This is a genomic window from Leisingera sp. MMG026 (genome assembly GCF_021654205.1).
Classification (GTDB): Bacteria; Pseudomonadota; Alphaproteobacteria; order Rhodobacterales; family Rhodobacteraceae; genus Leisingera.
Genome location: NZ_JAKFZM010000014.1, coordinates 109,330 through 122,149, shown reverse-complemented (window position 1 = coordinate 122,149; position 12,820 = coordinate 109,330). Strand labels below are relative to the sequence as shown.

Annotated in this window: 12 protein-coding genes; 6 read left to right on the top strand and 6 right to left on the bottom strand. The window is 64.4% G+C overall.

The window, feature by feature from the left end; genetic code table 11:
* Positions 1–233 precede the first annotated feature (233 nt).
* The gene (locus L1069_RS09965) at positions 234–1,622 is read right to left on the bottom strand and encodes an O-antigen ligase family protein (RefSeq protein WP_237455575.1); all 1,389 of its coding nucleotides are present in this window, start codon (positions 1,620–1,622) and stop codon (positions 234–236) included.
* A 406-nt stretch (positions 1,623–2,028) separates the two neighbouring features.
* Here L1069_RS09965 and L1069_RS09960 point away from each other — a divergent pair, with 406 nt between their 5' ends.
* The 6 genes from L1069_RS09960 (at position 2,029) to L1069_RS09935 (ending at position 8,595) form a co-directional block, all read left to right on the top strand.
* Entirely contained in the window at positions 2,029–3,204 is a 1,176-nt protein-coding gene (locus L1069_RS09960) for a polysaccharide biosynthesis/export family protein (protein WP_237455574.1), read from the top strand.
* Between the two features lie 11 nt (positions 3,205–3,215).
* The gene (locus L1069_RS09955) at positions 3,216–3,980 is read left to right on the top strand and encodes a metallophosphoesterase family protein (protein ID WP_237455573.1); all 765 of its coding nucleotides are present in this window, start codon (positions 3,216–3,218) and stop codon (positions 3,978–3,980) included.
* Between the two features lie 195 nt (positions 3,981–4,175).
* A complete protein-coding gene (locus tag L1069_RS09950; RefSeq protein WP_237455572.1) occupies positions 4,176–4,901 on the top strand; it encodes a hypothetical protein in 726 nt (241 codons plus the stop codon).
* 71 nt (positions 4,902–4,972) lie between these two features.
* Positions 4,973–7,288: a Wzz/FepE/Etk N-terminal domain-containing protein gene (locus L1069_RS09945; protein ID WP_237455571.1), complete on the top strand. Its 2,316-nt coding sequence runs from the start codon at positions 4,973–4,975 to the stop codon at positions 7,286–7,288.
* Positions 7,278–7,781 carry a hypothetical protein gene (locus tag L1069_RS09940; protein ID WP_237455570.1) on the top strand — a complete coding sequence of 168 codons (504 nt, stop codon included), beginning with the start codon at positions 7,278–7,280 and terminating at the stop codon, positions 7,779–7,781. The genes L1069_RS09945 and L1069_RS09940 overlap by 11 nt, the downstream gene beginning before the upstream one ends.
* A gap of 148 nt (positions 7,782–7,929) precedes the next feature.
* Entirely contained in the window at positions 7,930–8,595 is a 666-nt protein-coding gene (locus tag L1069_RS09935) for a sugar transferase (protein ID WP_237455569.1), read from the top strand.
* Between the two features lie 28 nt (positions 8,596–8,623).
* Here L1069_RS09935 and L1069_RS09930 read toward each other — a convergent pair whose 3' ends face one another.
* From L1069_RS09930 to rfbB, 5 genes are all read right to left on the bottom strand, one after another.
* The gene (locus L1069_RS09930) at positions 8,624–9,307 is read right to left on the bottom strand and encodes a transglutaminase-like cysteine peptidase (protein ID WP_237455568.1); all 684 of its coding nucleotides are present in this window, start codon (positions 9,305–9,307) and stop codon (positions 8,624–8,626) included.
* A gap of 230 nt (positions 9,308–9,537) precedes the next feature.
* Entirely contained in the window at positions 9,538–10,428 is an 891-nt protein-coding gene (gene rfbA / locus L1069_RS09925; RefSeq protein WP_129373346.1) for a glucose-1-phosphate thymidylyltransferase RfbA, read from the bottom strand.
* Complete coding sequence (gene rfbD, locus L1069_RS09920) at positions 10,425–11,273, bottom strand: dTDP-4-dehydrorhamnose reductase (protein WP_237455567.1); 849 nt, start codon at positions 11,271–11,273, stop codon at positions 10,425–10,427. Before rfbD ends, rfbA begins: the two co-directional genes overlap by 4 nt.
* A complete protein-coding gene (locus tag L1069_RS09915) occupies positions 11,270–11,743 on the bottom strand; it encodes a metal-dependent hydrolase (protein ID WP_237455566.1) in 474 nt (157 codons plus the stop codon). Before L1069_RS09915 ends, rfbD begins: the two co-directional genes overlap by 4 nt.
* A gap of 19 nt (positions 11,744–11,762) precedes the next feature.
* Positions 11,763–12,815, bottom strand: a complete 1,053-nt coding sequence (gene rfbB, locus L1069_RS09910) for a dTDP-glucose 4,6-dehydratase (protein ID WP_237455565.1) — start codon at positions 12,813–12,815, stop codon at positions 11,763–11,765.
* Positions 12,816–12,820: the final 5 nt, after the last annotated feature.

The following is a 12,820-nucleotide window of genomic DNA, read 5'->3' as shown; positions in this document are numbered from 1 at the left end:
CTGCCCTATATGCCTGCTGTGCGCTGCCGCTCTGCCGTTTTGATCCGCGCCTGCCCCCCGTGTTTTCAGGTGGGGCCGTGTTCACGGAATTTGGCGTTTGCCGCCGCTTTTCCGTGACTATTGGCCAAAGCGCGGGATTCGCGCAAGTGTTTTCTATATCTGGCGGGGCAGGGGGCATGAACCGCAAGGCATTGCGGGCAGGCGCAGATTCCCTTGTGCGGGGAAGCGCGGGGTCAGCGGCGGTGCGGGGTTTCCAGCAGCGAGATTGCGCAGCCGGAACCCAGCAGGGCGGCGCAGTAATAGGCAATTCCGGGGATTTGCAGCGGGAAATCCACCAGCGAATGGGCTGAGACAAAGGCCAGCGCGCCCAGCGTCAGCACCGGTATGGCGCGCAGACTGCGACGCCGCCGCAGGCCGGTGAGACAGGTTTTCAGCAGCAGCCGGACGCTGAGGCCCAGCAGCAGCAGGGCGGCAGGCAGGCCGAATCCCAGCACCAGCTCAAGATAGGCGTTATGGGCCCGGTGCCAGCTGCCTTCGGTGCCGAGGCAGACCGGATCCCGGTAGCCGGGGAAAACATCCGCGAAGGTGCCAAAGCCGGTGCCGGTCCACAGGTTGTCCCGGATCGCAGCCAATGTGGCGGCCCAGGCGCACCAGCGCGGATCGCCGGCCGCGCCGCCAAGCCGCGAGAACACCGGCTCGCCGAACAGGAGCAGCAGCAGGCCGCCGCCGCCCAGCACCAGCAGCACCCGGGCGGTGCGTCCGTTGCGGTGCGCGTGGGCAGAGACAATGGCCAGGCACAGAACCAGCAGCGGCAGGCTGAGCAGGGCGCCGGCCCGAGACCGGGTTGCGATTATGGCAATCAGCGCCGCAAACAGCAGCAGCCAAAGCGCCGGCTGCACCAGGCTGACACGGGCAGGGGAGGGGGCCGGGCCGGCATGATGCCCGGTTCGCTGCAGCCGATGCGCAGGTTTCAGGATTCGGAGACTGCCGGCCAGGGCAAATGCGGTGAGACCAAAAAATGAAGCGGCAACGTTGCGGTTCACAAACACGCCGGAGAAGCTGCCGTAGCTGACCGGGTAGCTGGTAAAGACCTGTGCCTGGGGAAAAAACACCTCAAGCACTATGGACAAGAGCACAATTGCAGCCCCGGTCAGCGACAGGGCAACCCAGACGCGTTTGGCGGAGCGGGGGGATTGGCACAGGACCAGGGTGCAAAGAAACACCAGCCCCGGCAGGATCAGCGCCGGCAGCGCCGCCAGGGTGCGCAGCGGGCGGACGGAGAGATAGCCTGCGCTAAGGTCCAGCGCGGCACCGGCCTGCTGCCAGACCGGGTGGGTCAGAGGGCCGATGGGCAGAGGAATGATCTGCAGCCCGCCCCAAATCGCCGCCAGAACCAGGATCAGCGCGGTGGATCGCACCAGGCGGCGAAGGCCGGAGGAGGTGGTTCTGACCGGCAGGCAGAACAAGGCCAGCAGGGCCGCCAGGCCTCCGGTCAGTTGTGTGTAGGGCGGCGAAACGGAGCCGTTGAACAGCACCGCCAGAAACAGGAAAGCTGCCAGACCGGCGCGGCAGAGATCCCGGTAACGGTGTGAAGGAAGCGCAAGGGGTGGTCTATGCAGCACGTTTGTTTCGCCCGGAGTTTGGCCCAGTGTTTCGTCCAGTGTTTCCCCCGGTGTGCCGCACGGTGTTTCCTCCGGTGTTTCCCCCGGTCAGCCGGCAGTTGGATCAGCCTGTAGTCCCGGACCGGCAGGTGGGTTGCCGCCGGGCAGCTGCCTGTCAGGGCGGCTTTGACGGAGAGTGCGGGTTCCGGCAGATCGCATAGAGAACGCTTTGAAGAATACAGTGGTTTTTGATTTCAATTCATTACCGGATCAAATGCCCGTATTCGGATTATACAACCTGATCCGCAAAGGGATCATAAAATTTTATTAGAACTCTTTTTTTCCGGTAAATTCTGCTAGAAAGGCCATTGATGCGGTATGTTTCAGCCTGCGCAAAACGCTTTGAACGAGTGGAATTGAAAACCCGATGATTTGCAAACGGCCCCTTGGTCTTCTGTTTGTGCTGCTTCTTGCGGGTGCGTGCGGTTTTTTACCCCGCAACGGCCCGGATGAGACCGCGATCCTGGAAAAATCCGCCAGCCATCTGCAGGCTGATGAGGCGACGCTGGGTTATGAATATGTGGTTGTTGATGTGAACCGCGAGGTGATCCCGTTTGTGACCAAGGATGACAGCAGTTCGTTTTCGACCTTTGGCGCCAGCAGCGCCGAGGTGCCGAGCATCCGGCTGGGCGCGGGCGACGTGATTCAGCTCACCATTTTCGAGGACCAGTCCGGCGGGCTGTTCATCCCCAAGGAGGCCGGGGTGCGGCCGGGCAATTTTGTCACCCTGCCAGCCCAGGAGATCGGCCGCGACGGCATGATTTCGGTGCCTTATGCGGGCAAGATCCGGGCAGCCGGCAACACGCCTTCGGCGGTGGAGGATATTATCGAGCGCCAGCTGGAGGAAAAAGCGATCAACCCGGCGGTCACGATCGAGGTGGTCGAGGCGAACTATCCGCGTGCCTCGGTGATTGGCGAGGTAAAGGAGGCCGGCGTGTTCACCCTGCGCAACAGCGGCGACCGGGTGCTGGATCTGGTGGCCCAGGCGGGCGGCATCACCGGCGAGGATCACGAGACCTTTGTCACCCTGTCGAGGGGACGGCAAAGCGCCAAGATCGCCTATGAGGCGCTGACAGCCAACCCGCGCGAAAACGTTTTTGTGGCGCCGGGGGACAACATCAATATCTCCAGCGAGAGCAAGAAATTCTACGCCTTCGGCGCCACCGGCACGGTGGGGGAGTTCACGTTCGGCGCGGCGGCGGTGGATCTGAACGGCGCGGTTGCCCAGGCGGTTGGCCTGGACGACAACCAGGCGGACCCGGCGCATGTGTTCATCTACCGCACCGAGCACCGCCATGCGCTGAAGGAGATGGGTGTCGATGTCTCGGGCTTTGAACAGCACGATATTCCAACGGTTTACCGGGCCAATTTCCGCAAGCCTGACAGTTTCTTCATGGCCCGGAATTTCGACGTGCGGGACGGGGATGTGGTTTATGTCTCCAACGCGGATTCCGTAGCGGTCAGCAAATTCTTCGGGCTGGCGACCACCATTTCAGGCGACACCGTGCAGATCGACGGCGATCTGTCGAACCTGTCGAACTAAGGCGCGCACGCATGATGCAGGGGTTTTTCAGCCGGTTCCGCACCACGGCAAACAGGCGCAAGGCCGCAGAGTTTGCCGCTCTGGCTCCGGCAGAGGATTTTGTGGCGGTGGGGGACATTCACGGCTGTTATGATCTGATGGGCCGGCTGCTGGACCGGATTGCGCTGCGGCCCGAATGCGGGCGGCTGGTGTTTCTGGGCGATTACATCGACCGGGGCGAAAACAGCGCCCAGGTGCTGCAGGCGCTGCACGGGCTGCAGGTCAGCAACCCTGAGGCGGTCTGCCTGCGCGGCAACCACGAGGACATGCTGCTGGGGTTTCTGGACGATCCGCTGGGCGAAGGGCCGGGCTGGCTGCGGCATGGCGGCCGCCAGACATTGGCAAGTTTTGGCATCGCTGCGGTGCATGCGGGGATGCCGGACCTGAACTGGATTGCAGCGCGCGACAGTCTGCAAAACAGGATGGGTGCCGGGCTGATCAGCTGGATCCGCGCCCTGCCGGCCTATTGGCAGACCGGCAATGTGGCGGCGGTGCATGCGGGGGCTGACCCCGCCCGTCCGCTGGAGGCGCAGGAGGATTACCATCTGGCCTGGGGTCACGGCAATTTCGGGCGGGTTCGACGCCAGGACGGGGTGTGGATTGTCCATGGCCACACAATTGCCGAGGAGGTGCGCGCCGAAGGCGGCCGGATCTGCGTGGATACCGGCGCTTTTGCAACCGGAAAGCTGAGTGCGGTTGCGGTGCGCAATGACGGCTTTGAGGTATTGACCGCCTGACCGTCCGGGACAGGCCGGGAAATGGGCCGGGAAGAGCGTTGGGAAAGGAGCGGGAGCGCAGTTTATCGGGGATTTAATTAAAAGCGCGCCGATCAAGCAGGCTAAGATAGGTATTTATGCACGCAAGGGCTGCATAATCCGGATGTAGGCGCGCGGACCTGTCCGCGCCGTGAGTTGGGTATTTGAGGTCATGACATGAGTTTTGCGATTTCTTCAAGAACCCGTCAGGTGCTGGCGGCTGGTTTTGTTGCAGCCTTTGCAATGTCCCCGCCGCCCGCATCCGCGCAGACGGCGGAAGGCGCGGCGGGGACAGACGGGGCAGGTGGCGCGGCCCGGGCAGAGGCAAGCCCGGCGGCGCTGGCGCTGTTCCTTGCCGATCCGGCAGCGTTTCTGACCCAAGAGGGCGATCTGGCGATGCTGATTGCCTCGGTCGTCCTGACGGATCCCGGCGCCGCCGCCCGGATTGCCGCCCTGGCCTCAGCGGAGGGAGTCAGCGCAGAGCAGGCCGCGGCCATTGGCGCAGGCCTGGCTCAGGCCGCAAGCCGGATGACGGCGGAAGGGAATTTTCAACAGGGTACGGCCATCCTTTTGGCGGTTGCGCAATCGCCCTCTGCCGGGCTGGCGGCGGGGTTCACCGCCGCCTCGGGGGATGTGCAGACGGCGGCCACAAATCCCGCCGCGCCGGGGGTATCCGGCGCCGGGCTTGAGGCTCCGGATGCGGCGGCGGGCGGCGGTGCTGCGGACATCGGCGGCGGTGCTGCGGCTGCAGGCGGCACGCCTGCCACCGGCGGCGGCGTACCGGGCGGCAACAACGCGGGCGGTGTGACCGGCAGCACCCCGGGCAGCACCCAGGGCGGCGGCAGCTCCGGCGGCGGCAGTGCAGGCGGGGTGCCGGACGGCGCTGTCAGCCCGGCCGGCTAGGTGATGTCCCGGCAACACCTGCGTTTGCGGACAGCTGCTGCGGCCGCTGTTTGCCAGTATTCAGGTGCCAAATGCAGAAGATGACCCATGAACCGATGCGGGTGCCGCAGGTGGCGGACGGCGGCGGGGCGCAGGACGACGGTCTTGACCTGATGCGGGTCTTTGCGGTGGCGCGGCGGCGCTGGCCGGTGCTGCTGCTGGGGCTGCTGGCCGGGCTGCTGCTGGGGATTGCTTATGGAGCGACCGCAACGCCGGTCTACACCGCCTCGGCCCATATCAGCGTCGGCTCAGCGGATGCTGAAAACGCCCGCGAACTGTCCGGGGTGTCGGGCGTCCGGCTGGACGAGGATCAGATCACCACTGAAATCCAGGTGCTGCGGTCCGAGCAGATTGCGGCGCGGGTGGTTACGGCGCTGGATCTGGTGCAGGATCCTGCGTTTCTGAGCGAACCCAGGACCGGGCCGGGGCGGGCGGCTGAAGGGGTGAAAGCCCTGCTGCGGCTGGCGGCAGCAGCGGCTGTATCCTGGGTGCAGGACAAACCGCCCGCCATTCCGCTGACGCCGCAGGAGCTGGCGGAAGCCGCCCGGCAGGATGCTGTCAGCCTGTTGCGGGACAATGTGTCGGTGCGCCAGGTGCAGCGCAGCCGGGTTTTGCAGATCACTTATACCTCGGTCTCCCCGGCCTTGTCGGCGCGGATCGCCAATGCGGTTGCCAATGCCTATATCGAGGATCAGCTGGCCTCGAAATACGAGGCGACCCAGCGCGCCACCAACTGGCTGAAGGAGCGGTCGGACCAGCTGCGGCTGCAGTCCGGACTGCTGGACAAAGCGGTCGACAGCTTCCGGCGCGAGAACAATCTGGCAGGGGCAGGCGGCGATCTGTCGTCGGATATCGAGCTGGAGCTGCTGAACAAGCAGGTGGCGGATCTGCGGGCGGAGCTGCTGGCGCTGCAGGCCCGCAGCAACCGGCTGCATGAGATTGTCGCGCAGAATGACACCTCGGCCTTTGTCAGCTCCACCGCAAGCCAGTCGATCACCGCAAACCTGCGCAGCCAGTATCTGGAGACCTTGCGGGACTTCAACTATCTGCGCAGCAGCCTGGGGGCGGATCACGCGCAGACCCGGCGGCGCCAGCGCGAGCTGATCCAGCTGGAAGGGCTGATGTTCGAAGAGATCAAACGTTCGGAGGTGGTGGCCCGCAACGATGTGCATGAAGCCCGCGAACGGCTGGCCAGCCTGGAGGCCGCGCAGACGGCTGCCGCCGCGCAGCTGGGGGCGGACAACACAACGCTGGTTGAACTGCGCGAGATGGAGCGCAATGCCGGGACCGTGCGCAGCCTGTATACCAGTTTCCTGCAGCGCTATCAGCAATCGCTGCAGGAGCAGAGCTTTCCGGTGTCGGACGCGCGGATTCTGAACCCGGCGCGGGTGCCTCAATACCCGAGTTCGCCGCAGCTGGCCAAGATCACGGCCCTGGCCGGCATTCTGGGGGTGCTGCTGGCGGCGGGCTGGAGCGCTGTGCGGGAGGCAGTGGACACCAGGCTGCGCACAGAAGATCAGATCAGAGATATCCTTGGGCTGGAATTTCTGGGCGGGCTGGAGAAGATTTCAGCGCCGCAGCCCCCGCCGGAGGCGGCGGATCTGCAGCTTGGCAGGCGGGAAGTGCTGTTTCCCGCCATCATGCGCTATGGCGCGGACAAGCCGCTGTCGGGCTTTGCCGAGACGCTGCGCACCGGCAGGATGAGCCTGACGCTGAAGGCGCCGCAGCGCGGTGCCAGCCAGATCATCGGTGTTGTGTCCTGCTTCCCCGGCGAAGGCAAAACAACCACCGCTGCCAATTTCGCGGCGCTGCTGGCGGCGCAGGGCGCCTCGGTCATGCTGATCGACGGCGATTTGCGCAATCCGGGCCTGACCCGGTCGCTGGCGGGCGGTATTGAGCAGGGCCTGGCGGATGTGCTGCTGGACGGGGCGGATTGGCAGGATGTGCTGTGTATTGAGCAGGCGACCGGCGCCCATATCCTGCCGAACCGGCCGGGCCGGGCGGTGCATACCGGCGAACTGCTGGGCGGCCCGGCGATGGAACATCTTCTGAGCACCTGTGCGGCGGTCTATGACTGCGTGATCCTTGATCTGCCGCCGCTGGGTCCGGTGGTCGACGGGCGCGCGGTTCTGCACAATCTGGACGGGCTGTTTTTTGTGGCCAAATGGGGCGCCGCCGATGTGAACCACGCCGCCGCCATCCTGGGCAGCGACCCGCGGCTGCGCGGCAAGTGCTACGGTTCCTTTTTGAATATGTTCGACGCGAAAAAGGCCGCTGCCTATGGCAGTTGCGAGGGGTCGTCTTATGGCTGCGGGAGGGCCTACGGCCGCTATTACAATGACAGCTAAAGCCCTGCTTCTGGCGCTGGCGGCCTTGTGCGCAGGGCTGCAATGGCAGGGTTTGCGCAGCCATCTGGCCCACCAGGCGCATCACCGCCTGGCCGCAGAGGCCGGGGCCGGGCGGCTGGAGATGGCGGACAGCGGGTTGGTGGCGGCGCTGCTGGCCGCGCCAGCCGGTGCGGCAGCGCTGTTTGATCCGCATCTGCACCGCAGCAGGGCGGTTTTGCATCAATATGCGGCGGATCTGATAGCAGCGGCAAACGGGCTGGACCCGCTGCGGCCTGCGCCGGACCCGGAGGCAGTTGCGGCCCGCAAAGCCGCCCTGCGCCAGCTTGAGGCGGCGGCGGCCCGGCAGCCGCTTGACGGGGATCTTTGGCTGCGCCTGGCTGTGACGGGGCGGACACTCGGCCTGCCTGAACGGCAGCTGGAACGCTATTTGGAACGCTCGCGGCTCTCAGCTCCTTATGAGGGCTGGATTCTGAGGCGGCGGGAAGCGTTTTAATTTGTTAAACAACTTATGAATGTTTAACTGTCCGCACTTTACGAATCAATTGACACAATTTTGACATAATAGATAATTGCCTGATGTTTACCCGCCTGATTGCGGCGGATGGTTAAAACTTCCATTAAACCTTGGGTGTTAAAGTTAAATGTTCGACTTTGAAGTCCCGGAACGGGATCTGCCTTATAATTCAGTTGGTCCGCCGCCCCGCAGCACCCTGTCCGGATTTGTGTTTGCCGGGGTAAAGCGCACGTTTGATCTGGTTGTCAGTTGCGCGATCCTGCTGCCGCTGGCACTGATGTGCGCCGCAGGTCTGCTGCTTCTCAATCCGTTTTGGAACCGGGGGCCGCTGCTCTATTCGCAGCGGCGCATGGGGCGGGACTGCCGCCCGTTCACCGCCTATAAATTCCGGACAATGCGCCCCGCGCCGGAAATCCGCCGCACCGCTGATTGCCCGCTGGAAGAAGAGCGGATCACCCCGCTCGGGCGGTTTCTGCGCCGCGCCCGTTTGGATGAGCTGCCGCAGATAATCAATGTTTTTAAGGGGGAAATGAGTCTGATCGGGCCGCGCCCGGACTATATCGGCCATGCACGCCGGTTTCTGTCTGACGTGCCGGGATATCAGGAGCGGCACGCGGTGCGCCCCGGCATCAGCGGCTGGGCCCAGGTGGAGCTGGGGTATATCGAAGGCGTTGATGCCACCCGGAACAAGGTGCGCGCCGATCTGCATTATATCGCCAATGCGGGCTTTGCCATGGAAGCCCGCATCGTGTGGCGCACCCTCAGCGTGATTGCGCGGCGCGGCGGCGCCTGACGCGAGTGCGGTCCTGCGGCAGCGGGGCTCAGGACAACCCGCCCCCGGCTTGCGGCGCGGCAACCGAATACCAGGCTTTTGGATCTGTTTCCGATTGGATTTTCAAAAACCGGTATCCGGTTTCCCGCCAGGGCCGGATTTCATTTGTGAGATTATCCAGGGCAAAATCGCCACCGCGAAAACGTATAATCAATACGGCGTGGCCGGTGCCGGCCGGTGTCAGCACCGTTGCCAGCCGCAGCGATGCGGACGGCCAGCCCAAATCCATTAATCTTTTACGCTTTAAAAGTGCATAATCTTCGCAATCACCGCGCACCGTATTCAGCCGCCATTCATCGGCAATCCCCTGCACGGTGCCGTCCGCTTGCGGGGTGATGTCCCGGTTGACCGCCAGATTAACCGCCACCACCCCGGCCAATTGCGCCTGAGCGGAGCCGGCAGGCTGCGGGCTGCCGCTGCGCACGGCGCATTGACCGGGGTGGCGCAGACAGAAACGGGCATGGGCCAGAGGCGGCAGCACTTGCCGGGACACCGGCACCAGGGCAGGGGGGACCTCTGCAGAAGGCAGCGGCTGGGCGGCGGCGGCGGACGCGGCTGTCACCACTGTCAACAGGCCGGCGGCCAGCACTGCATGGATGCCGGGCAGCAGCCGCTGCCGCATGCGGCGGCCAAAGCCCTGCCCAGTGCGGGTTTCCGTTTGCTGCTGTGCCATTGCGTGCTCCTCGCAGAATGAATCCGGTCGAGGGCAGGTCTATTGGCGCAATCGAGAATGGTTGCGGGACTGCTGTGGCTAGAAAGTGGCTCTTGTTTTCAATTTGTTAGGAATTGCTATCAAACCGTTACCCATACATCCGCAAGCCGCGCCCCCGCGCCGCGCAGCGGCGCCGGGCCCAACCGGAAGAGGCTATCTGTGATAGCGGATGACGGGCGGGAGCCTGCCGCCTACTTCAGGAGCCCTTCGAGATAGGCACCATAGGCGTTTTTGGCGAATTTCGCGGCCCGTGCCTTCAACTGGGCCGCATCAATCCAGCCCTGGCTATAGGCGATCTCCTCCAGGCAGCCGGTCTGCAGCCCCTGGCGTTCCTGCAGGGTGCGCACGAAATTGCCCGCATCCAGCAGCGAGCCATGGGTGCCGGTATCCAGCCAGGCATAGCCGCGGCCCATGGTTTCAACCCGCAACGACCCTTCCTCCAGATACATCTGCAAAAGGTCGGTGATCTCCAGCTCGCCGCGCGGCGACGGCGCGACCTGCCGGGCCCGCTCCGGCGCCGTGCCATCCAGGAAATAAAGGCCCGTCACCGCATAGTTCGAGGGCGGCACCGCAGGTTTTTCGATGATCTCGCGGGCGCGGCCCTCATCGTCGAAGCCGACCACGCCATAGCGTTCCGGATCTGCCACGTGATAGCCGAACACCGTGCCGCCGGCGGACTGCGCATCGGCGGCGGCCAGCAGGTCCGGCAAACCATGGCCAAAGAAGATATTGTCGCCCAGAACCAGCGCCGAAGGGGCGCCCGCCAGGAAATCCTCGGCCAGGATAAACGCCTGCGCCAACCCGTCGGGCGAGGGCTGCACCACATAGGTGAGCGACACCCCCCACTGGCTGCCGTCGCCAAGGAGGCGGGTGAACTGCTCCTGATCCTGCGGCGTGGTGATCACACAGATCTCGCGGATGCCCGCCAGCATCAGCACGCTGAGCGGGTAATAGATCATCGGCTTGTCATACAAGGGCAGCAGCTGTTTCGAGACCGCCATGGTGATCGGATAAAGCCGGGTGCCCGAGCCGCCCGCCAGAATGATGCCTTTGCGACCCGCGCCGGGCTTGCCGTCAGTCATGCCAATTCTCCCAAATCTTTCAGAATCTCAGTCAGCCCCATCGGCCAATCCGGCTGCGGGATGCCGAAAACCGTCTCCAGCGATGTGCAGTCGAGACGTGAATTCAAGGGGCGTGCCGCAGGCGTGGGATAGGCGGAAGCGGGAATGTCCTCCACCTCGCAGGCAATCCCGGCCCGGGCAAAAATCGCGCGCGCGAAATCCGCCCAGCTGGTCCAGGGCGCGCCTGCCAGATGATAAATGCCTGATTTGCCCGGATCCTCAGCCAGTTGCTGCGCCATGGCAAGGCAGGCCGCCGCAATGTCCCGCGCCGGGGTCGGCGCGCCGATCTGGTCGGCAACGATCATGAGGCGCTCGCGCTCCTTGCCCAAGCGAAGCATGGTTTTCACGAAGTTGCTGCCATGCGCCGAGACCACCCAGGAGGTGCGCAGGATGGCATATGCGCCGCCCGCCCCGCGCACCATCTCCTCGCCTGCCAGCTTGGAGCGGCCATAGGCGTTGAGGGGGCTAACCGCATCGGCAGGTTTCCAAGGAGCATCGCCGCTGCCGTCAAAGACATAATCGGTGGAGACGGTGACAAAGGGAATGTTCAGCGCGGCGCAGGCCCGTGCCATGGCGCCGGGAGCATCGCCGTTTATGACGGCGGCCAGTGCCTCTTCGTCTTCTGCCTTGTCGACGGCGGTATAGGCCGCGGCATTGATCACGGCCTGCGGCTGCGCCTGCCGGATCGCGTCGGCGCAGGCTGCGGGATCAGACAGATCCGCCTGATTGCGGCCCAGGCAGGTGATACCCTGATGCGCCGTCAGTTCGCGGGCCAGCTGGCCGGTCTTGCCGAAAACAAGGATCATATGCACCTCCCTTTGCGCCACAGATACAAGGCCCACCCCCAGATGCCCAGCTCCAGCAGGAAGGTCCAATGCAGCAGGAAGGACAGCACCCAATGGGGCTGGCTGGCGGGCACTTCCACCAGCGCAAAAAGATGACCGCTGAAAGGCGCGCCCCACAGGATGCCGCCGCCAACGCTGTCCAGCACCATGTGCAGGAAGAGAGCCGCAAAAAACACCAGCCCCGGGGCCAGCAGGGCGCGGGACCACAGAGCCAGAACAGGCAATAGAAGAGCCGCAACCGCGGCCCAGAAGACTGGCACATGCACCCAGTAACGGTGATGATGAATGCTGCCCTGGTCAATGAGATAAAACCACAGCATGTCGAAATCCGGCAGCACCGCGCCAATCAGGGCGGCCGGCAGCAAGAACCGGTGCCCCTCAGGCGCCAGCCGCGCCAGCACATAGCCAGACGGCAGATGCGCAGTCAGCATGGCAGCCGGCCCGGCCGGCTCACTTGCCGGTGCCCAGCCGCTGGCCGACGCCGTCGCGGTCCTGCAGGGCGCGCCACCAGGCCTCATTGTCGAGATACCATTGCACGGTGCGCTCCAGGCCTTCCTCGACCGTCACCGAAGGGCGCCAGCCGAGTTCGTCGCGGATGCGGCTGGGATCGATGGCATAGCGCGCGTCATGGCCGGGACGGTCGGTGACAAAGGTGATCTGGTCCTTGTATGACTTGCCGTCGGCACGGGGCCGCTTTTGATCCAGAATCGAACACAGCGTCTGTACCAGCTCCAGGTTCGAACGCTCATTCTCGCCGCCGATATTGTAGCTGCGCCCCAGCGCGCCCTTTTGCACCACCAGCAGCAGGGCGTCGGCGTGATCCTCGACATAAAGCCAGTCGCGCACGTTGGAGCCGTCGCCGTAGATCGGCAGCGGCTTGCCCGCCAGCGCATTCAGGATCACCACCGGGATCAGCTTTTCCGGAAAGTGATAGGGGCCGTAATTGTTGGAGCAATTGGTCAGCACCACCGGCAGACCGTAGGTTTCGGCCCAGGCGCGCACCAGATGGTCGCTGGCGGCCTTGGAGGCGGAATAGGGCGAGCGCGGATCATAGGCGGTGTCTTCGGTGAACATCACCGCGGGATCCGCGGGCAGGCTGCCGTAGACCTCATCGGTCGAGATGTGATGGAAGCGGAAAGCCTCCGGCTTGCCGGCCGCGGTCCAGTATTTCCGGGCGGCTTCCAGCATCTGATAGGTGCCGGTGATATTGGTCTCGACAAAATCGCCCGGACCGTCGATCGAGCGGTCGACGTGGGATTCCGCCGCCAGATGCATCACCGCATCGGGTTTATGGGTGTCAAACACGCGGTTCAGTGCGGCGCGGTCGCGGATGTCGGCCTGTTCAAACGCATAAAGCGAGCTTTGTGCAGCCTCGGCCACATTCGCCAGGCAGGCGGCATAGGTCAGCGCATCCAGGTTCACCACCTGATGGCCGCGCGCCACCGCCAGCCGCACCACTGCCGAGCCGATAAAACCGGCCCCGCCGGTTACCAGAATTTTCATGCCGC

Excerpts from the sequence above, each read along its gene's own strand:
- L1069_RS09960 (WP_237455574.1), top strand. The coding sequence starts at position 2,029 with ATGATTTGCAAACGGCCCCTTGGTCTTCTGTTTGTGCTGCTTCTTGCG.
- L1069_RS09955 (WP_237455573.1), top strand. The coding sequence starts at position 3,216 with ATGATGCAGGGGTTTTTCAGCCGGTTCCGCACCACGGCAAACAGGCGC.
- L1069_RS09950 (WP_237455572.1), top strand. The coding sequence starts at position 4,176 with ATGAGTTTTGCGATTTCTTCAAGAACCCGTCAGGTGCTGGCGGCTGGT.
- L1069_RS09945 (WP_237455571.1), top strand. The coding sequence starts at position 4,973 with ATGCAGAAGATGACCCATGAACCGATGCGGGTGCCGCAGGTGGCGGAC.
- L1069_RS09940 (WP_237455570.1), top strand. The coding sequence starts at position 7,278 with ATGACAGCTAAAGCCCTGCTTCTGGCGCTGGCGGCCTTGTGCGCAGGG.
- L1069_RS09935 (WP_237455569.1), top strand. The coding sequence starts at position 7,930 with ATGTTCGACTTTGAAGTCCCGGAACGGGATCTGCCTTATAATTCAGTT.
- L1069_RS09930 (WP_237455568.1), bottom strand. The coding sequence starts at position 9,307 with ATGGCACAGCAGCAAACGGAAACCCGCACTGGGCAGGGCTTTGGCCGC.
- rfbA (WP_129373346.1), bottom strand. The coding sequence starts at position 10,428 with ATGACTGACGGCAAGCCCGGCGCGGGTCGCAAAGGCATCATTCTGGCG.
- rfbD (WP_237455567.1), bottom strand. The coding sequence starts at position 11,273 with ATGATCCTTGTTTTCGGCAAGACCGGCCAGCTGGCCCGCGAACTGACG.
- L1069_RS09915 (WP_237455566.1), bottom strand. The coding sequence starts at position 11,743 with ATGCTGACTGCGCATCTGCCGTCTGGCTATGTGCTGGCGCGGCTGGCG.
- rfbB (WP_237455565.1), bottom strand. The coding sequence starts at position 12,815 with ATGAAAATTCTGGTAACCGGCGGGGCCGGTTTTATCGGCTCGGCAGTG.